The following is a 17,550-nucleotide window of genomic DNA, read 5'->3' on the forward strand; positions in this document are numbered from 1 at the left end:
CTTAGGGTGACCGTATGACTGTGCTCGTGTACGAAGACTTCGGCGCCGGACGACACCGTGAAGCCTCCCTGATCCGGCATGCCACGGGTGGCATCCACGACGAGGAGCTTGTCGCCGGCCTGGCCGGGGGAATCGGCTTCATGTACTTCGTCTTCGAGTACACGGGTCGACCGCCCCTCGTCAGGATCGTGGCCCAGGCCTACCCCGAGCCGTGGGTGCAGGTCGCGCTCGGTCGCCTGGGGATCCCGTACGAGGCCACGCGTGCGATGAAGCCCCGCTGGGGCCGGGTCCGTGCCGCGCTCGACGAGGGGCAGCCCGCCTTCTGCGTGGTCGACCGTTCCTCGCTGCCGTGGCACCAGGCCGAACCGGACGCCGAACTGACGGGCGCCGACCCGTACACCGTCGTCATCGCCGGGTACGACGGGGACGACCTGCTGATCGAGGACGGTGCCACGACTCCGTACCGGATCGACCGTGAAGAGTTCGCCGTTGCCTGGACCGCCCACCGCAAGGGCCGCCACCAGCTGATCGTGCCCACGGGACCGCCCGAGGGGGAGCCGGACGTGGCAGGGGCGATCGCCTCCACGGTCGCGCACCTGACCGGTCCGGTGCTGGGCAACGAGTTCGACGTGAACTTCGGCTTCTCCGGAATGGAGAGGCTCGCGGCACAGCTGCGCGACACCACCACCGGGGCGGGCTGGGAGCGCCGGTTCGGCGGCTCGCCCGCGGCCTTCCGCTCCGCCACCGGGCGGCTGTACTCCTGCCTGGAGGAGGAGTGGACCGCTCCGGGCGCGACGCGGCCGTTGTACGCCGACTTCCTCGACCTCGTCGGGCACCCGGAGGCCGCCGCCATCTTCAGGGAGTCCGCCCGTCACTGGTCGGAGCTGGCCGCGCTCGCCCGGAACGCCGCTCCGGAGGCCGGCGCCGAGGAGCGGCGAGCACTCCTCCACGCGTGCGCGGAGCGCGTGGACAGCTGCCTGGACCTGGAGCGGCAGGCAGTGCGGGCACTCGGCAAGTAACGTCCGCCCGGTGGTGTGGTCCGCCTACGTCGAGGCGTGACCACGACCATCCGCCGAGGCGGACCCAACGCCCCCTCTGGATTTGTACGGGCTGCTGGGGCAGGCGGAGCCATGCGGCCTGAGAGGTCAAGCGTTCTCGTCTCCGCAGGCACACCCCTTGGACCGCACCACCAGGAGGAACCCGTGTCATACCCGCAGCTGCTCACTCCCGAGGAGAAGCTCGCCGACGCGAAGAAGCTGTTGAGCCTCCCGCGCATCGTCGCGATCTGCGGCTCCACCCGCTTCATGACGGAGATGGCCGAGGCCGATCTGCGGGAGACCAAAGCCGGAAGGATCGTCGTCAAACCGGGCTGCGACATGAAGTCGCCGCACGAACTCGGGTCCGATCCTGTCGGGGCCGAGGCGCTGAAGGTTCGACTCGACGATCTGCACCGAGCGAAGATCCGGCTCGCTGATGAAGTGCTCGTGGTCGGCGACTACGTCGGGGACAGCACCCGAGCCGAGATCGCCTACGCCCGGTCGCTGGGAAAGCCCGTGCGGTTCACGCACCCCGAAGTCGCCCCCGACGCCTGACCTTTAAGCAGCCCACCGCCCGCCCCACACCCACCGCAGGCTTTCCCCAGGAATTGATCATCCAGTCCTTCTTCCCGTCCGTCCGCTCACCACCCGGTTCTGTGAGCCGGTTGCCCGGTCCACGCGTGGACGCGGCTGTCGCCCCGTGCGCCGGTTGCTCCCGCGAGGGTCGTCCGCCGTTTCGTCCACTCGGAGGACTGCAGGGAAACGGCGGGTTGGTGAGATGGAGGGGACCGACTTCGCTTCCGTCCGTCCTCAGGAGGTTTTCATGCTTACCGCTGCCACTTCCCCCACCGGCCTTCGCGAGCCGGAGCCCGAATTCCTCGAACTGCTGCGGCTTCCGATGGATTTCCGTAGGGATGGCCAGGAACAGGAACTCTGTGTGGCCGCTTGCGGTGCCTTCTGCTTCCACAGCGGGAGCAAGAGGCGGTCGCCGAAGGCGCGAGCCCGATAGGAGATGCCGCCCCTCGACCGACGGGCCGGGGCCACCCGCCGCAGGTGATCGGGACGACCGGTCCGGCCACGGCCTGCGGGACGCAGCCGGACCTCCTGGCGCGGCCCGGCCCGGCGCAGCGCAGGCGCGGCCGCTCAGCCCGTGCGGCGGCCCAGCGCGGTCAGTACGCGGTCCGGTGTCAGGGGCAGTTCGCGCAGGCGGTGACCTGTGGCGTGACAGAACGCGTTCCCGATCGCGGCCGCCGTTCCGACGATGCCGATCTCGCCGATCCCCTTGCTGCCCATGGGGTTGAGGTGCTTGTCGTGCTCGTCGATCCAGTGGGCCTCGATGGCGGGTACGTCGGCGTGCGCCGGTATGTGGTAGGTGCCCAGGTCCTTCTCGGTGAAGTCGCCGAACTCGGCGTCCATCGTGCTGTGTTCGGTCAGTGCCATGCCGACTCCCATGACCATGCCGCCCTTGAGCTGCGATCGCGCGGTCAGCGGGTTGAGGATGCGGCCGGCGGCGAAGACGCCCAGCAGGCGCCGTACGCGGACCTCCCCGGTGATCGTGTCGACCCGTACCTCGGCGAAGTGCGCGCCGAAGGCGTGCCGCGAGTACGGGGACTTTTGCTTGGCGGACTGGGTGGTGTCGGCGGACGCCGACAGGCCCTCCGCCGGCAGCGGCCCGTGGTGGCGCTCCAGGCGCGCGGCGAGGGCGGCGCAGGCATCGTGGACGGCCCATCCCCAGGAAGCGGTGCCCGAGGAGCCTCCGGCGAGTGAAGCCGCGGGCAGCCCGGTGTGTCCGATGGCGACGGACACGGAGTCGAGGGGGACGCCCAGGGCATCCGCCGCCACCTGGGCCAGGACGGTGCGGGCCCCCGTACCGATGTCGGTGGCGTTGATCTCGACGAGGTGGCTGCCGTCGGGGCGGGCGTGTGCGCGGGCGGTGGAGGGCGCGACCAGGACGGGGTAGGTGGCGGCGGCCACCCCGCTCCCGATGAGGTACGGGCCCCGCCGGCGGGGCTCGCGGCAGTCGGCCCACCCGAACCGCTGGGCGCCCTCGCGCATGCATTCGACGAGGTGGCGGCTGCTGAACGGGCGGCCGGAGTCGGGCTCGGTGCGGGGCTCATTGCGTAGGCGCAGCTCGATCGGGTCCATGCCGAGGGCGCCGGCGAGTTCGTCCATCGCCGATTCCAGCGCGTACATGCCCGGCGCCTCGCCGGGGGCGCGCATCCAGGACGGAGTCGGTACGTCGAGGGCGACGACCCGGTGGGTGGTGCGGATGTCGGGAACGGCGTACATGACACGGGCCGGCACCGCCGCCTGTTCGACGAACTCGCGGATGCGGGACGTGTGGGTGGTGACCTCGTGGGTCAAGGCGGTCAGGGTGCCGTCGGTTCGGGCGCCGAGCCGGATGCGGTGCAGGGTGGGTGCGCGGTGGCCGACGGTGGCGGGCAGGTGGGCACGCGGGAGAGAGATCTTGACGGGCCTTCCGTAGTGGCGCGCGGCCATGGCCGCCAGGACCACGTGCGGGCGCGGTGTGCCCTTGCAGCCGAAACCGCCTCCGACGTGCTCGGAGACGACGGTGACCTCCTCCTCCGCCAGCTTGAGCAGCGCGGCCAGCGCCGCACGCACGGGACCGGCGCCCTGGCTGGAGTCGTGCACGGTGAGACGGTGGCGTTCTTCGTCCCAGTCGGCGACGGCGGAATGCGGCTCCATGGGGTGGTTGTGCAGGGGAGCCACCGTGTACGCGCAGTCGATCCGAACGGGGGCGGCGGCCAGTGCCGCGCCCGGATCTCCTTGCTCGCGCTGCGCGGGGTGGCCTCCGTTGGCCTCCTCGGGGGTGTAGGCGCGCGGGTGGTCGACGCTGAGCGTGACGTCGTGCGGGGCGCTCTCGTAGGTGATGCGGACCGCGTCCGCGGCTGCCCGCGCACCCTCCGGGGTGTCGGCGACGGCCAGCGCCACGTACCAGCCGCGGTGGGGCACGTGCAGGTCCTGGAGGAGGTGCAGGGTGGGGTCGTCGGCCGCCCCGAGGCGGGGCGCGTCGTACGGGGTCAGTACGCCGATCACACCGGGCACGACCGTGGCGGCCGCGGTGTCGACGGCGGTGACGCGGCCGCGGGCGATCGTGGCGGGCACCGGCCAGGCGTAGGCGCAGCCGGGGGGTGTGTGCTCGGCGGCGTAGCGGGCGGTTCCGGTGACCTTCTCGCGTCCCTCGCTGCGCCGGGCCGGGGCGCCGAGGGCGGACGGGCTGCTGTCGGGCAGGGTCGGCATCGCGGATCCCCATTCCGTTCGGGGGCCGGTGTGGGGGGTCGGAGCGGTCATGGCCGGTGGTGGGCGGGAGGGGCGCCGGAAGCTGAAGCGGAGGCGGAGGCGGAGCGGACCAGCGTGGCCAGGACGTCGCAGGCGAGGTTGCGGGCCAGGTCGACCTTGAAGGCGTTGCCGGGAAGGGGCCGGGCCGCGGCCAGCTCGGCGTCGACGGCTTCCCGTACGGCCTCGCCGGTGGGTGCGGCGCCGGTGAGCCGTTCCTCGGCGGTGGCGGCACGCCAGGGCCGGTGGGCGAGGCCGCCGAAGGCGAGGGCGACGTGGCGTACGCGGCCGTCGTCGAGCACGAGCACGGCCGCGACCGAGGCGAGCGCGAAGGCGTACGAGGCGCGGTCGCGGGCCTTGCGGTAGAGGGAGACGGATCCCGGCGCGGGCGGGGGCAGGAGCACGGCGGTGACGATCTCGCCCGGGCGGATGACGGTGTCCCGTTCGGGGTGGTCGCCGGGAAGCCGGTGGAAGTCGGCCGCGGCCACCCGGCGGGTGCCGTGCTCGCCGTCGTAGAGCTCGATCTCGGCGTCCAGGGCGGCGAGGGCCACCGCCATGTCCGAGGGGTGGGTGGCGATGCAGTGCGCGGAGTGTCCGAGGACGGCGTGGTCGCGGTGCACTCCGTCGCGGGCCGCGCAACCGCTACCGGGCTCCCGCTTGTTGCAGGGCTTGGAGACGTCCTGGAAGTACGGGCAACGGGTGCGCTGGAGCAGGTTGCCGCCGGTGGTGGCGACATTGCGCAGCTGTCCGGACGCGCCGGCCAGGAGGGCCTGGGACAGGGCGGGGTAGCGGCTCCGGACCAGGGGGTGCACGGCCAGGTCGGTGTTGGACGCGCCGGCTCCGACCCGGAGTGATCCCGTGTCCAGCTCCTCGATGTCGTGGAGGGGCAGGCGGGTGAGGTCGATGAGGGTCTCGGGGGTCTCCACGCCGTGCTTCATGAGGTCGACCAGGTTGGTGCCTCCGCCGATGTAGCGGGAGCCGGGGTGGCTTGCGTAGGCGGCCGCCGCTTCCTGGAGGGTGGCGGCCCGTACGTAGGCGAAGGGCTTCACGCGATCACGTCCGGGGTCGGGGACGCAGGCGGGGGCGGGGGTTCGGCCCGGTCGGCGGCTTGGGCGGCCTCGGCGGCCTCGGCGTCGGCGCAGGCCGCTACGGCGTCGGCGATCCCGTTGTAGGCGCCGCAGCGGCAGAGGTTGCCGCTGAGCCGCTCCCCGATCTCCTCGGCGCTCAGGACGACCGGGCGGGAGGTGTCGGCCGCGGTGGCCGCGCCGGTCACGTGCGACGGGTGTCCGGCGGCGGCTTCCCGCAGCACTCCCACGGCGGAGCAGAGCTGGCCCGGAGTGCAGTAGCCGCACTGGAAGGCGTCGTGGTCGAGGAAGGCCTGCTGGAGGGGGGAGAGGGCGCCGTCGGGGGCGGCGAGCCCCTCGACGGTGGTGATCTCACATTCGTCCAGGGTCACGGCCAGCAGCAGGCAGCTGTTGGCGCGCCTGCCGTCGACGAGGACGGTGCAGGCTCCGCACTGCCCGTGGTCGCATCCCTTCTTCGAACCGGTCAGGTCGAGCTGCTCCCGTAGGGCATCGAGGAGGGTGACACGGTTGTCCAGGTCGAGGACGTGGGCCCGCCCGTTCACGCGGAGCGCGACGCGTGAGCGGACCTGGCCGGCGGCGGCCGGGGCGGCCTGCCGCTGTTGCAGGGGATTGCGTGTACGTGCAGCCACGATCGCCCTCCATGTCCGGGTACGGGAGGTACGCCCTGGCGCCTTCCCCGCCCCGGCCGTGCCATACCTCGCGGGCAGATCGACCTCCGGGCCCCTCGTCGCGTGCCGGCGAGGGGCGGGGTCATCGTGTCCGTGCCCGTGTCAGAACGGTGGGGACGGGGGTAGACGCGTCAGGAGGAAGGCGGGCGGCCCGCCGCCCGGGGGCGTTGACCGGTACGAGCGCTGAAGGAGACGGACATGAGCGGTGACGAGCAGCGGAACGAGGCGGCCGGGGCCATGCGGCAGAAGGCCGAGCAGTTGGAGCTGCGGGCGCAGCGGGCCGCCGATCAGGGGGAGCGGGAGCGCCTCATGGAGAAGGCCGTCCACCTGCGCGCGAAGTGTGAGGAGGTCGGCGGCGCGGAGAGCGCCACCATGGACCCCATGTAGGAGTGACAGGTACGGCGCGGGCACGCGGCGGTGAACGCCGGCGCTGCGGACCCCGGGGCGATGGCGTCACCAGCCGGACCCGGCGGCCTGCGCGCCGCATCCCGAGGGTGTGCCTTCACCGGCAGTCTGCCTGGCTGCTAGAAGCATGATCATGACAGCAAAACAGACCGTCTACCATGTGTCACCCTCCGGGGAGCGGGCGGCGGCTGCGGGCGTGCGGTGGCAGGTCGAGGGCAGGGAAGGACGCCGACTGCTCCACGAGCCGCACCGGACGCAGAAGGACGCGATCGACTCCGCGCGCCGTCACGCCCAGCAGCACCAGCCCGCGCAAGTGATCGTCCACGCCGTCGACGGGCACATCCGTAGCGCCTACACCTACGGGGAGACCCCCGCGGCGCCTCCCGGCGAGCGCGGCCGCAAGGCGGGAGAGCGCGGGGGTGTCTTCTAGGGCACGCCACCCAGGAACCGCAGGCCTGCCGGTTACGGCCGCGCGCCCCGACGGGTGGGGGCACCAGCGAACGCTGGTGCCCCCACCCGTCGCATCGGATGTCAGACCTGGCCGCGCCAGCCGCCGGTGGCGGAGCCGCGGTCCTCGATGAAGTGCTTGAAGCGCTTCAGGTCGCCCTTGACCTGCCGGTCGACGAAGCCGAGCTTGTCGCCGATGTTCTCCGCCATCCCCTCGGGGTCGAAGTCCATCATCAGCGTGACCTGTGTATGGGACGGGTCGATGGGCTGGAAGGTCACCAGGCCCGACTGCTCGGTGTCGCTGCCGACGGAGACCCAGGCGACCTTGGTGTCGGGGATCTGCTCGGTGATCTCCGCATCGAACTCGCGCTCCACACCGGCGATCTTCGTCACCCAGTGCGTGAGGGTGTCGGTGCGTTGCTCGATCCGCTCGACTCCGTCCATGAACTGCGGGAACGATTCGAACTGTGTCCACTGGTCGTACGCGGTGCGGACCGGGACGTCGACCTCGATGGACTCCTTGACCTGCGACATGCTCAGCCTCCTCGATGGGTGGGACTGCGGGGCCCGGGCCCGGCGCTCGGTGTCGGGCGGCTTCGGGATGGGCACTCCATCGCTGCCCCGCCCCGGCGCGCCTGCCCCGCCTTGCGCAGGGCACACACCGAACGGACCGTCCTGCTGAGCCACACAGCCCGGCCCGCTTGCCCGCGGGGCGAGGAACGGCGATACGGCAGACGTGGGCGGCGACCCGCACGGCGCCGCTCGTGGAACGCCCCTCGTCAGAGCTCCGCACGGGTGGCGGACTGGGCTGCCCGGGCCGCGACGTTCGCCGCGTCGTGTACGAGAGGCGCGGAGGAGCGCCCGTCGCCGGTCAGCGTCCAACCGCACAGCGCCCCCCACACCAGAGCGACCGAGGCGGCCTTGGCGCGCTCCGAGCTGCGGGCCAGGAAGGTGCCGAAGAGGAGGGCGTCCCCCGCGTCGGCCGCGACCCGGCACAGGACGGCGGTACGGAGCGCCGTGCCGGCGGGGGCCAGCACCATCGCGGCGCCCAGGGCCGCGTCGCGCACGCCCAGCGCCCTGATCAGGAGCGCGGAGGAGCCCTCGGCGGACAGGCCGCAGGGCCGTGCCAACACCGCGGGACGCCAGGCGACCGCCATGCCGTAGCCGAGGGTGGCCGCGCCCATGATCCTTGCCGCTGCGGTTCGCATGTGCATCACTCCGTTCGCTTCGCCGGACGACCGGCTGGTGCCGGCCCAGGGTTGGACTCCCGTCCTGCGATGCCCGCCCGGGCGGGGACCCTGGAGCGGCCCTCGCTCTGCGACTGCTGAGGCTGGTCCGGTAGGTCGGCTCTTCGAGAGCGCGTGCTCTGTTGCTTCGCAGGTGCCCCACATTCGGGGATCGATGCCGCTCGTGAGCGCGGCCGGGGAGCCGCTGACCGCCGAGCACGGCTTCCCGCTGCGGCCGGTCGTTCCCCACCTCTCCGGCTACAAGGGCCCGAAGTGGCTGCGCGGGATCGAGTACATGACCCAGGACCGGCGCGGATTCTGGGAGGAACGCGGCTACCGCAACATGGCCGACCTCTGGACGGGGCAGCGCCACTCCCACCAGGAGCCTCGCCCGCCAGGTGGCCGGCGTGCCAGCGGCCGAGGCTCCAGCCCGCCTTGCCGGCGAGAGCCACGAGTTCGGCGTACAGTCGGCGGCCGCCGGGATACCGGGAGCCAGGGGGATGGGCCCGCGCCGCCCGCGGTTGTGCCGCGGGGCACGGGTCGAAAGGGTGGGCGGCGGGCTCAGGACCAGAGAAGGATGCGTTCCCAGCCGTTGTGGCCCTGCTCGTAGCGCAGTCGGGTGTGGACGCGGGTCTTCGCCGCCTGCCAGAACTCCACCCCCACCGGATCCAGGGTGTAGAGCGTCCAGGCGGAGTCGACGAGGGAGGGATCCTGTTCGACCATGGTCAGAGTCTTCCCCAGGGCTCGGTCGCGTTCGGACGTGCCCGCGAGGTACTGGCTCTGGCAGGCCGGCAACGCCTCGGCGCGGGCCGTGCATGACCGGGCGAGGAAGTCCTCCGCGTTGTCCTGCGCGGACCCCGGCCTCTCCGGCCCGCGCAGGCGGACCTGGGGGCCGTGCTCGGGCCAGTGGAAGACCGCCCGTGAAGCACGCGGTGTTTCCGGGGGATGGGGGATCCGTCATGAGCGAAACGGAGGTCAGCCTCCACGGCGGCGTCCCGCGGGCGAGGCGGGCGAGCTTCCCGCATGCAGGCCCCGGTGGACGGCCGACACTTGTGACGACCTCCCGTACCCGGCCCCTTCGCCTGTGTACGTCGTCCGGATCGTGACGCGGACGATCTGTGAGGGCCCGTCCGGGCCCGTCCGCCTTCCTCCCGCGAAGCGGTCCGCGTCCAAGGGCCCGAGGCGCATTCGACTGACTGTCGACGCGGACGCGCTCGCCGCGGTGGCTCTCGTGTGCGCCGTGGCGCGGCAAGGGTGAGGGCGTGTCCACGGTCGGGAAGCCGGGTGACCGGCGGCGGGGGAAGCCGCCGCCCGCCACGTCGGCACGCAGGGCCGGGGTTGACGTTCTGGGCTGCGGCTACTGCGCGGTGTCGGCAGCCGTGCGGTGGAGAACGCGCTGGTCGAGGACGAGGGTGTTGCTGCTCCGGACGGTGCCGTGGAGGTCCGAGAGGTTGCCGTCGAGGTGGATGGTCCTCCCCGACATACGGTAGGTGCCCGTGTTGACGCCGATCTTGAACGCGGGGCAGTTGTCCAGATTGCAGATCACGTTGCTGATCTGCTCGAAACGGCCGTCCGCGGTGAAGGTCAGCTTCTCGGTGTAGAGGGTGATTCCCGGGCGGTTCCTGTCGACGGACTCGGTCCACTGCCCTGCCACCCGAGCCCGCTCCGCGGCCGGGGCACCGGCCTCCGCCCCCTGGGCGGCGGCAGAGCCGGTGGTGGCCGTCATGGCGGCCAGGAGCAGCAGTGTGGTGCCCAGTGCCGACTGGATCGTCGTCTTCATCCGTGCGCTCATTCCTTGTTCGTCGGTCCGTGGTCCGTGGTCCGCGGCCCGGGAAGGATGCGGCAGGGGCGACTTGCACGACTGGGGTGACAACACCCCTGCTTGGGCCCGTGTCTTCCTTCCGGACGCGGCGGGCGAGACCATATCGGTTCAAATACGGTCCTGTTCCGCTGCGAAAGGGGCCGCGTCTCGTTTCGGTTCCTCCGTGGAAGCGGTGAACACTCCACGCCGCCCGCAGGGGACAAAGGGACGTTGCCCCAGCCGCTGTCCGCTACGGGTCACACCGGCGAACGCCGATTGGCCGAGATCCACCACGCCCGGTCGAATGCCGGGCCTCCCATGCGGTCCGGGAACGCGCCTGGGCATAGTCTTGCGACCGTGATCGTTTTCGTGGAGTGGAGTTGAGCAGCGGTGATGCCCCCGTTCTGTGCGGTCTGCCACGCATCCGACAGAGATTTCGCCTACGAGACCTTCACGCTCGTGCGCTTCCGTCCGACAGCGCCACCGCTCGATCACGAGGGGCATCCCGAGAACGCCGTCTGGTTCTGCAAGGACCACGTCCGCCACACCGAGGGCAAGACCCACATGAGCGCCGTCCTGGCCATGGTCCACATACGGGCCGCGGTCCGGCGCGCGGGGCCGAACCCCTGGCCGCTCACCAGCATCCCGTGAGCACTGCGTCTGCGTCTGCTCAAGCGCCGGGAGCGGCATCCGCGCCGCCGGCCTCCGGGCGGAGGGTGCGTTCCCGGTGGAGCTGCTCGGCGACTTCGTGCGCCCGTCCCGGGTGGTAGGCCGTCACCGTGTCCGTCGCAGTGCCCCGCGGTGTGTACCGGTAGGTGCGGATGCCGTGGCGGTCGGCCAGTCCGTGCACTGCGCTGACGGGCACCTGCCACAGGGCAGCAAGCGCCGACGGTGTCCACCACTCCTCCGGGCAGGAGAAGTTCTGGTCGGTCTCCTTCCGGTACTCGACCGCTGCTCGGGCTGAGCCGAGTCGGCCGGTCAGCCAGGCGAGCAGGTCCTCTGTGCGGGCCAGGGACACCGGGGCGCGGAAGGCCGGCTCGCAGGCAGTCTCCCCTCCGCGTCCCGTCTGCAGTACGACTTTGATCGACTTTCGTTGCCCCAGCCTGAACCGCTCGACGACGACGATGCGCTCCAGGTCGGCCGCGGCGACGGTCGACGACCGCAGGAAACGCGCGATGACGAGGTGCGTCGCGTGTTCGTGCGGGCGGAATTCGATCCAGCGGACCATCGTGGCGGGCACCACCCACATCATGCCCACCATGAGACCGGCCACGGCCAGGACCGTCAGCCCGAGGACGATCCAGAAGAGGGCCCAGGCGACCGCGGAGTCCGTGAGCAGGACGACGAACAGGAACGCCAGAAGGAGGGGGGCCGCGATCCACAACGGGACCAGGACGCTCGAGCCGAGCGCGACACCCAGCTCGCGCAGGCGACTTGGTACGAACACCAGCCGCGCGCCGGCTGCTGTCGCCGCCGCAACTCCCGCCAGCGGGTCCGGGTCACGAGTGGCCATGGGACGAATATAGGCACCGGCGGCGGAACGGGTAAGGGTGCGGACAGTGCGTCAGCTCCCGCTGGTGGGGGCATTGCCGGCCGGGCCGGGCCGGGGCCGCGGAGCCGGGACGGGCGCTGCCGCCGGGCGGCCGGTGAGGGCGGCAGACCGCCGCGCGCCCTCGCGGCTCCGGAGTGCAGCGCATCGCAGGGGTGCTTTTCCGGACGCGGCTGTGCCCCCGCCGCTGCCTGATACTCCGACAGTCGTTTAACACCGCAGGGCGCCCTTGCACACCCATTCCGACCGCGGCCGAGGCCGAGAGTGGGGCGCCCCGGCGCGGCCGCAGCGCACTCCTCGTGTGCGGGCGGCCGGTCGGGACCCGGTGATCTTTCCGACGTATCAGGAGCCGTAGTGACCTTTCAACGCATCGACGTGATTCGCCCCGCCGAGCTGACCCCGGCCGACCTTGAGCTGTGGAGCGAACTGCGGGCCACTACGGCGCCGCAGGCCAACCCCTTCATGAGCCCGGAGTTCTGCCGGGCCGTCGGCCGTGTCCGGCCGGGTGCCAGGGTCGCGGTCGTGCGCCAGGACGGCGAGACGGCCGGCTTCTTTCCCTTCGAGCGCGGCCGGTGGGGCCGCGGCCGTGCCATCGGCCTGGGCGTGTCCGACTGTCAGGGGGCCGTCCTGCGCCCCGGTGCGGTCGTGGAGCCGCACGATCTGCTGCGTGCCGGCTCCCTGTCCGTCTGGGAGTTCAACCACCTCGAAAGCGGCCAGGACCTGTTCCTGCCGTTCATCACAGGGCGGTTCGCCTCGCCCGTCATCGACCTCACGGACGGATACGCCGACTACGAGATCCAGCTCCGGGCCGGATCCCGCACCTTCCTGAAGGCGACCCGGGCACAGGAACGCCGCCTGGCCCGGCAGGCCGGGCCACTGCGCTTCGAGTTCGACGAGCGCAGTCCGGCGGTGCTGCGGACGCTGATGGCCTGGAAGTCCGCCCAGTACCGCCGAACCGGTCGGCGCGACCGGTTCGCCCAGCACTGGATCAACAACCTGGTGACGACCCTCGCCACGACGCGGACACCGTCCTGCTCGGGCCTGCTGTCGGTCCTGTACGCGGGCGGTCGGCCCGTCGCCGCCCACTTCGGGCTGCGCTCGCGCACCGTGCTGTCGTGCTGGTTCCCCGCCTACGACCGGGACTTCGCCACGTTCAGTCCCGGACGCGTCCTGTACCTCCGGATGATCGAGGCGGCCGCCGCCGCCGGGATCGACATGCTCGATCTCGGCAGGGGAGACGCCCCCTACAAGGACTCCCTCAAGACACGCGAGTTGATCGTGCACGAGGGCGCCGTGCTCCGGGCCGGAGCCGGGGCGGCCCTGTACTGGCTCAGCCACGAACCGCCGCGCGCCGCACGGGGTTTCGTGCGCGAGCGGCCGCACCTCAAAGCCGCGGCGCTGCGCACCCTGGCCGCAGTCGGCAGGATGCGTGACCGCCGCCCGTGATCAGATCCGCCGGTCTCGGCCCAGCGGGCGGTGGACCGAGGGCGGTGTGGTGGCGCCGACGGTGTCGGGTCGGCCGACTGTGGTGGTCAGCCACATACGCGGCTGACCGGAGTGTTCCTAGGGTGTGGCCACATCGAACGTCCCCGTAGACCCCCGGAAGTGGTGCACATGACCTCCCCAGCCCCGGCCGCCGCACCGGCCCCATCCGGCATCCGGAGAATCGTCGCAGCGAGCCTGATCGGCACCACCATCGAGTGGTACGACTTCTTCCTCTACGGCTCCGCCGCCGCGCTGGTCTTCAACGAGCTGTTCTTCCCCGACAGCGAACCGCTGGTCGGCACCCTCCTCGCCTTCCTCACCTACGCGATCGGCTTCGCCGCCCGCCCCCTCGGCGGCCTCGTCTTCGGCCACTACGGCGACAGGATCGGCCGCAAGCGACTCCTCGTCCTCAGCCTGCTCCTGATGGGCGGCGCCACCTTCGCCATGGGTCTGCTGCCCACCCACGCGAGCGTCGGCGTCGGCGCGCCCGTGCTCCTCACCCTCCTGCGGCTGGTCCAGGGGTTCGCGCTCGGCGGCGAGTGGGGCGGTGCGGTGCTGCTCGTCTCCGAGCACGGCGACGACGAGAACCGCGGGTTCTGGGCGTCCTGGCCCCAGGCGGGGGCGCCCGGCGGGAACCTGCTGGCCACCGGTGTGCTCGCGCTCCTCGCCGCCGTGCAGTCCGACGAGGCGTTCCTCGCCTGGGGCTGGCGCATCCCGTTCCTGCTCTCCGGCGTGCTCGTGATGCTCGGCCTGTGGATCCGGATATCCGTCTCCGAGTCCCCGGTCTTCCTGGAGGCGCAGGCCAAGGCCGCGCAGCGGGCCGCCGCCGGGGTCGCGGCGAAGCCGCCCGTGACGGAGGTGTTCCGTACGAACTGGCGCGGCGTCCTGACCGCGATCGGCACCCGCCTCGGCGAGAACATCTCCTACTACGTCATCACCGCCTTCCTCCTCGTCTACGTCACCAGCCACCTCGGCCTCCCCAATAGCGACGGCCTGAACGCCGTCCTGATCGGCTCCGCCGTCCACTTCGCGGCCATCCCGGCGTGGGGAGCGCTCTCCGACCGTGTCGGCCGCCGCGCCGTCACCCTCATCGGCTCGGTCGGCATGATCGGCTGGGCGTTCGCGTTCTTCGCCCTGCTGGACTCCAAGTCCTTCCCCGTGATCGTCACCGCCGTGACCGTCGGGCTGCTCCTGCACGGCGCGATGTACGGACCGCAGGCCGCCTTCATCTCCGAGATGTTCGCCACCGAGGTCCGCTACTCCGGTGCCTCGATGGGCTCCCAGCTCGCCTCCGTCATCGGCGGCGCCCTCGCGCCGATCGTCGCCGTGGCCCTGCTGAACGACTACGACTCCTCCGTACCCGTCTCGATCTACCTGGGCGCTGCGGCAGCGGTCACCACGCTGACCGTCCTGGTCGCCCAGGAGACCCGCGGGCGTAGCCTGACCCGCGAACACGCCCCGGCGGGCGGCACGGTTCCCGCCCCGCGCACGCCCGGGCACGAACCGGTGCCGGCCGACAACTGAACCGGAACAGGCTCCGGCCGGGCACCGCCGTCACCGGCGCCCGGTCCGGACCGGTCCACCACCACGACGGAGAGCGCCCGATGCCCACCACCGGAAACACCGCGAGCACCGGCACCGGCACGGGCGCGGGGGAAGGGGCAGTGGCGGGCGCAGGGGAGTCCTGGACCGCGCTGCGGCACCTGCGCCATCTGCTGGACCTGCTCGACCAGGGCGCCCCGGCCGAGCAGTTCGCGCCGCCGGCCGCACCGGCCGGCGGCCCCCACCTCGACGAACCCGATGCGGCCGTGGTGGCGGATGCCACCCGGGTCGCGCTCCGCATCCGCCGCACGCTCGGCCAGCACCGCCGCCGCGAAGCCGAACTCGCCGCGCTCTTCGACACCGCCGGCGACCTGGCCCGGCTCAGGGACCTGGACGCCGTACTGAAGGCGATCGTCCGCCGCGCCAAACTGCTCCTCGGCACCGACGTGACGTACCTGTCCCTCAACGACGACGAGGCGGGCGACACCTACATGCGGGTCACCGACGGCTCGGTCTCCGCCGCGTTCCAGCAGGTCCGCCTCGGCATGGGGGAGGGCCTCGGCGGTCTGGTCGCGGAGACGGCCCGGCCCTACTCCACCGGCGACTACCGCGACGACCAGCGCTTCCGGCACACCACGACGATCGACGGCGCCGTCACGGAAGAGGGGCTGCGGGCCATCCTGGGCGTACCGCTGCGCCTGGGCACCCGGGTGATCGGCGTCCTGTACGCGGCGGACCGGACCGCCCGCGCCTTCCCACCCGACGAGGTGGCCCTCCTGTCCTCCCTCGCCGACCACGCCGCCATCGCCATCGACAGCGCCCGCCTGCTCGACGAGACCCGCAGCGCACTCGTCGACCTCAACGAGGCGTCGCGGACCATCGAGGCGCACAGCGACGCCATGCGGCGGGCCGAGGAGGCCCACGACAGGCTGACCGACCTGGTGCTGCGCGGCGCGGACATCACCGACGTCGCCACCGCCATCGGCACCGTCCTGCAGGGCGGCACCCTGATCCACGATGCCGACGGCACCGAACTCGCCCGGTCCGGCAACGATTCCGGACGGCCGTCCGCCCGGGCTGTCGCCGCCTCTCGGACCGGAGGGCGCGCCGTGTCGGCCGACGGCACCTGGGTGTGCGCCGTCCTCGCGGGCTCCGAGCTGCTCGGCAGCATCGCGTTGACCGGCCGGCCCGACCTCGGCGACGCCGACCGCCGGCTCTTCGAGCGCGCCGGAGTCGTCACGGCCCTGCTGCTGCTCCAGCGCCGGTCGGTCGCCGAGGCCGAGGACCGAGTACGGGGCGAACTCCTCGGCGACCTCCTCACCGGTGCCGCCGACCCGGCGAGCCTGCCGGCCCGCGCCCGCCGGGTCGGCGTGAACCTGGACCATCCGCACGCGGTGTTCGTCCTGCACTCCGCCACCGCACCCCGGCAGCGCCTGCTGGCGGCCGGCGCCCGCGTCGCGCACTGCCGCAAGGGCCTGGCGGGGCTGCACCACGACGACGTGGTCCTGGTCCTCCCCGCTGAGCGCCCCGGCTCCGGCGGCAGCCCCGGCAGCCCCGGCAGCCCCGGCGGCGCCGCCGCGGGCCTCGCGGACGAGCTGGGCCAGGCGCTCGCCGGCCCCGTCACGGTCGGCGCCGCCGGGCCGGTCACCGGTCCGGGACGGTTCCCCGACGCCCATGCCGAAGCCCTCCGCTGCCGGACGGCCCTGCGCGCGCTGGGCCGGGAGGGCACCGGGGCCGCCCTCGGCGACCTGGGGTTCCTCGGCGTCCTGCTCGGCGACCATACGGACCTCATCGGCTACGTGCGCCGGACCCTGGGCCCCGTGCTCGACTACGACGCGAGGCGCGGCACCGAACTCGTCCACACCCTCCGGACCTACTTCGACGAGGGCACGAGCCAGTCGAGGGCTGCCGAGACCCTCCATGTGCACGTCAATACGGTGGTGCAGCGCCTGGACCGGATAGGCCGTCTCCTCGGCCGCGACTGGCAGCGGCCGGAACGGGCCCTGGAACTCCAGCTCGCGCTGCGCGTCCACCAGGTGCGGCATCCGGACGACTCAGCCGCTCGGCCGCCCGCGTAGCGCCCGCTCGGCCACCCGCGCAGCGCGCGTTCCCACCCCCGCACGGCCCCGGTTCGCGGCGCAACCGGCCGAAGGCGTCGGCAGGTGGCACTGTGGACGGCATGTGCGGCCGATACGTCTCCACCCGTGGTCCCGAGGACCTCTCCGGCCTGTTCCAGGCCGCGCCCCCCGCCCCGGGGGACGCTCTGGAGCCCAGCTGGAACGTCGCCCCCACCGACGCGGTCTGGGCGGTGCTGGAGCGTGCCGACCGGGAGAGCGGGCTGCTGGAGCGCAGGCTGCGGCCCCTGCGGTGGGGTCTGGTGCCGTCGTGGTCGAAGAGCACGTCCGGCGGCGCGAAGATGATCAACGCGCGGGTGGAGACGGTGCACGAGAAGCCCGCGTACCGGCGTGCCTTCGCCAAGCGCCGCTGCCTGCTGCCGGCGGACGGGTTCTACGAGTGGCAGGCCGTCCCCGCCTCCGCCGGGGTGAAGGCGTACAAGCAGCCGTACTTCATCCGCCCCGAGGACGGCGCCGTGATGGCGATGGCGGGCCTCTACGAGTTCTGGCGCGACCCCGGGGTCGCCGACGACGACGATCCGGCGGCGTGGTGGGCGACCTGCACGATCATCACCACCGAGGCGACCGACGCGGCCGGCCGCGTCCACCCCCGCATGCCGCTCGCGCTCGCCCCGGCCGACTACGAGGCCTGGCTCGACCCGTCCCACCAGGACGCGGACGAACTGCGCGCCCTGCTCGCCGCCCCCGGGGGCGGCCGGCTGGACGTCCGCGCCGTGTCGACGGCGGTCAACAACGTGCGCAACAACGGGCCCGAGCTCCTCGACGAGCCCGCGGACCCCGCGCCGCCGACCGCGGGGAAGTAAAGAAACATTGACACCATGTACTGCCTGCTTGACACTTCGAGTGTCAGGTTTTCTTTACATGGGGAGTGGG

Annotated in this window: 17 protein-coding genes and 1 pseudogene; 10 read left to right on the forward strand and 8 right to left on the reverse strand. The window is 72.5% G+C overall.

Features of this window, described 5'->3' with window-relative positions; translation table 11 throughout:
• Positions 1–14: 14 nt before the first annotated feature.
• The gene (locus tag E6U81_RS05020; protein ID WP_136228833.1) at positions 15–1,019 is read left to right on the forward strand and encodes a BtrH N-terminal domain-containing protein; all 1,005 of its coding nucleotides are present in this window, start codon (positions 15–17) and stop codon (positions 1,017–1,019) included.
• Between the two features lie 183 nt (positions 1,020–1,202).
• A complete protein-coding gene (locus E6U81_RS05025; RefSeq protein ID WP_168714558.1) occupies positions 1,203–1,592 on the forward strand; it encodes a hypothetical protein in 390 nt (129 codons plus the stop codon).
• Between the two features lie 588 nt (positions 1,593–2,180).
• On the opposite strand, the gene E6U81_RS05030 is transcribed toward E6U81_RS05025, so the two are convergent.
• The 3 genes from E6U81_RS05030 to E6U81_RS05040 are packed head-to-tail and all read right to left on the reverse strand — an operon-like array spanning position 2,181 to position 6,024.
• Entirely contained in the window at positions 2,181–4,298 is a 2,118-nt protein-coding gene (locus tag E6U81_RS05030; protein ID WP_136228834.1) for a xanthine dehydrogenase family protein molybdopterin-binding subunit, read from the reverse strand.
• Between the two features lie 47 nt (positions 4,299–4,345).
• Positions 4,346–5,383, reverse strand: coding sequence for a xanthine dehydrogenase family protein subunit M (locus tag E6U81_RS05035; protein WP_136228835.1), 1,038 nt, complete (start codon positions 5,381–5,383; stop codon positions 4,346–4,348).
• Positions 5,380–6,024: a 2Fe-2S iron-sulfur cluster-binding protein gene (locus tag E6U81_RS05040; RefSeq protein ID WP_206309845.1), complete on the reverse strand. Its 645-nt coding sequence runs from the start codon at positions 6,022–6,024 to the stop codon at positions 5,380–5,382. Before E6U81_RS05040 ends, E6U81_RS05035 begins: the two co-directional genes overlap by 4 nt.
• A gap of 261 nt (positions 6,025–6,285) precedes the next feature.
• Between E6U81_RS05040 and E6U81_RS05045 the strand changes: the two genes are divergently transcribed.
• Together E6U81_RS05045 and E6U81_RS05050 are read left to right on the forward strand one after the other, a co-directional pair.
• Positions 6,286–6,474, forward strand: a complete 189-nt coding sequence (locus tag E6U81_RS05045) for a DUF6381 family protein (RefSeq protein ID WP_136228837.1) — start codon at positions 6,286–6,288, stop codon at positions 6,472–6,474.
• 151 nt (positions 6,475–6,625) lie between these two features.
• The gene (locus E6U81_RS05050) at positions 6,626–6,922 is read left to right on the forward strand and encodes a DUF2188 domain-containing protein (protein WP_168714560.1); all 297 of its coding nucleotides are present in this window, start codon (positions 6,626–6,628) and stop codon (positions 6,920–6,922) included.
• 101 nt (positions 6,923–7,023) lie between these two features.
• Here the strand turns inward: E6U81_RS05050 and E6U81_RS05055 are convergent, their stop codons facing one another.
• Together E6U81_RS05055 and E6U81_RS05060 are read right to left on the reverse strand one after the other, a co-directional pair.
• The gene (locus E6U81_RS05055) at positions 7,024–7,473 is read right to left on the reverse strand and encodes an SRPBCC family protein (protein WP_136228839.1); all 450 of its coding nucleotides are present in this window, start codon (positions 7,471–7,473) and stop codon (positions 7,024–7,026) included.
• Between the two features lie 245 nt (positions 7,474–7,718).
• The gene (locus E6U81_RS05060; protein WP_206309837.1) at positions 7,719–8,147 is read right to left on the reverse strand and encodes a hypothetical protein; all 429 of its coding nucleotides are present in this window, start codon (positions 8,145–8,147) and stop codon (positions 7,719–7,721) included.
• A 214-nt stretch (positions 8,148–8,361) separates the two neighbouring features.
• On the opposite strand from E6U81_RS05060, the pseudogene E6U81_RS05065 reads away from it, so the two are divergent.
• Positions 8,362–8,550 (forward strand): annotated as a pseudogene (locus E6U81_RS05065) (molybdopterin-dependent oxidoreductase); the annotation flags it as partial.
• Positions 8,551–8,726: 176 nt separating this feature from the next.
• On the opposite strand, the gene E6U81_RS05070 reads toward E6U81_RS05065, so the two are convergent.
• On the reverse strand, positions 8,727–8,888 hold the full coding sequence (locus E6U81_RS05070; RefSeq protein ID WP_136228840.1) for a pyridoxine 5'-phosphate oxidase C-terminal domain-containing protein: 162 nt from the start codon (positions 8,886–8,888) through the stop codon (positions 8,727–8,729).
• A gap of 634 nt (positions 8,889–9,522) precedes the next feature.
• Entirely contained in the window at positions 9,523–9,945 is a 423-nt protein-coding gene (locus E6U81_RS05075; protein ID WP_136228841.1) for a hypothetical protein, read from the reverse strand.
• Positions 9,946–10,425: 480 nt separating this feature from the next.
• On the opposite strand from E6U81_RS05075, the gene E6U81_RS05080 reads away from it, so the two are divergent.
• Positions 10,426–10,617 (forward strand): hypothetical protein, encoded by a 192-nt coding sequence (locus E6U81_RS05080; protein ID WP_168714561.1) that lies wholly within the window; start codon positions 10,426–10,428, stop codon positions 10,615–10,617.
• Between the two features lie 19 nt (positions 10,618–10,636).
• Here E6U81_RS05080 and E6U81_RS05085 read toward each other — a convergent pair whose 3' ends face one another.
• Positions 10,637–11,479, reverse strand: a complete 843-nt coding sequence (locus E6U81_RS05085; protein ID WP_136228843.1) for a hypothetical protein — start codon at positions 11,477–11,479, stop codon at positions 10,637–10,639.
• A gap of 390 nt (positions 11,480–11,869) precedes the next feature.
• Here E6U81_RS05085 and E6U81_RS05090 point away from each other — a divergent pair, with 390 nt between their 5' ends.
• The 4 genes from E6U81_RS05090 to E6U81_RS05105 all read left to right on the forward strand — a co-directional run bounded on the left by E6U81_RS05090 (position 11,870) and on the right by E6U81_RS05105 (position 17,480).
• The gene (locus tag E6U81_RS05090) at positions 11,870–12,961 is read left to right on the forward strand and encodes a GNAT family N-acetyltransferase (RefSeq protein WP_136228844.1); all 1,092 of its coding nucleotides are present in this window, start codon (positions 11,870–11,872) and stop codon (positions 12,959–12,961) included.
• A 168-nt stretch (positions 12,962–13,129) separates the two neighbouring features.
• Entirely contained in the window at positions 13,130–14,524 is a 1,395-nt protein-coding gene (locus E6U81_RS05095; RefSeq protein WP_136228845.1) for an MFS transporter, read from the forward strand.
• An 80-nt stretch (positions 14,525–14,604) separates the two neighbouring features.
• Complete coding sequence (locus E6U81_RS05100) at positions 14,605–16,620, forward strand: helix-turn-helix domain-containing protein (RefSeq protein ID WP_136228846.1); 2,016 nt, start codon at positions 14,605–14,607, stop codon at positions 16,618–16,620.
• A gap of 101 nt (positions 16,621–16,721) precedes the next feature.
• Positions 16,722–17,480, forward strand: a complete 759-nt coding sequence (locus tag E6U81_RS05105; RefSeq protein ID WP_136228847.1) for an SOS response-associated peptidase — start codon at positions 16,722–16,724, stop codon at positions 17,478–17,480.
• Positions 17,481–17,550 lie beyond the last annotated feature (70 nt).

Origin of the sequence: Streptomyces sp. A0592 (assembly GCF_004795115.1) — a bacterium.
Lineage (GTDB): Bacteria > Actinomycetota > Actinomycetes > Streptomycetales > Streptomycetaceae > Streptomyces > Streptomyces erythrochromogenes.

Coding starts and splice junctions, on each gene's coding strand:
- E6U81_RS05020 (WP_136228833.1), top strand. CDS start 15: ATGACTGTGCTCGTGTACGAAGACTTCGGCGCCGGACGACACCGTGAA.
- E6U81_RS05030 (WP_136228834.1), bottom strand. CDS start 4,298: ATGCCGACCCTGCCCGACAGCAGCCCGTCCGCCCTCGGCGCCCCGGCC.
- E6U81_RS05045 (WP_136228837.1), top strand. CDS start 6,286: ATGAGCGGTGACGAGCAGCGGAACGAGGCGGCCGGGGCCATGCGGCAG.
- E6U81_RS05050 (WP_168714560.1), top strand. CDS start 6,626: ATGACAGCAAAACAGACCGTCTACCATGTGTCACCCTCCGGGGAGCGG.
- E6U81_RS05055 (WP_136228839.1), bottom strand. CDS start 7,473: ATGTCGCAGGTCAAGGAGTCCATCGAGGTCGACGTCCCGGTCCGCACC.
- E6U81_RS05060 (WP_206309837.1), bottom strand. CDS start 8,147: ATGCGAACCGCAGCGGCAAGGATCATGGGCGCGGCCACCCTCGGCTAC.
- E6U81_RS05070 (WP_136228840.1), bottom strand. CDS start 8,888: ATGGTCGAACAGGATCCCTCCCTCGTCGACTCCGCCTGGACGCTCTAC.
- E6U81_RS05075 (WP_136228841.1), bottom strand. CDS start 9,945: ATGAAGACGACGATCCAGTCGGCACTGGGCACCACACTGCTGCTCCTG.
- E6U81_RS05085 (WP_136228843.1), bottom strand. CDS start 11,479: ATGGCCACTCGTGACCCGGACCCGCTGGCGGGAGTTGCGGCGGCGACA.
- E6U81_RS05095 (WP_136228845.1), top strand. CDS start 13,130: ATGACCTCCCCAGCCCCGGCCGCCGCACCGGCCCCATCCGGCATCCGG.
- E6U81_RS05100 (WP_136228846.1), top strand. CDS start 14,605: ATGCCCACCACCGGAAACACCGCGAGCACCGGCACCGGCACGGGCGCG.
- E6U81_RS05105 (WP_136228847.1), top strand. CDS start 16,722: ATGTGCGGCCGATACGTCTCCACCCGTGGTCCCGAGGACCTCTCCGGC.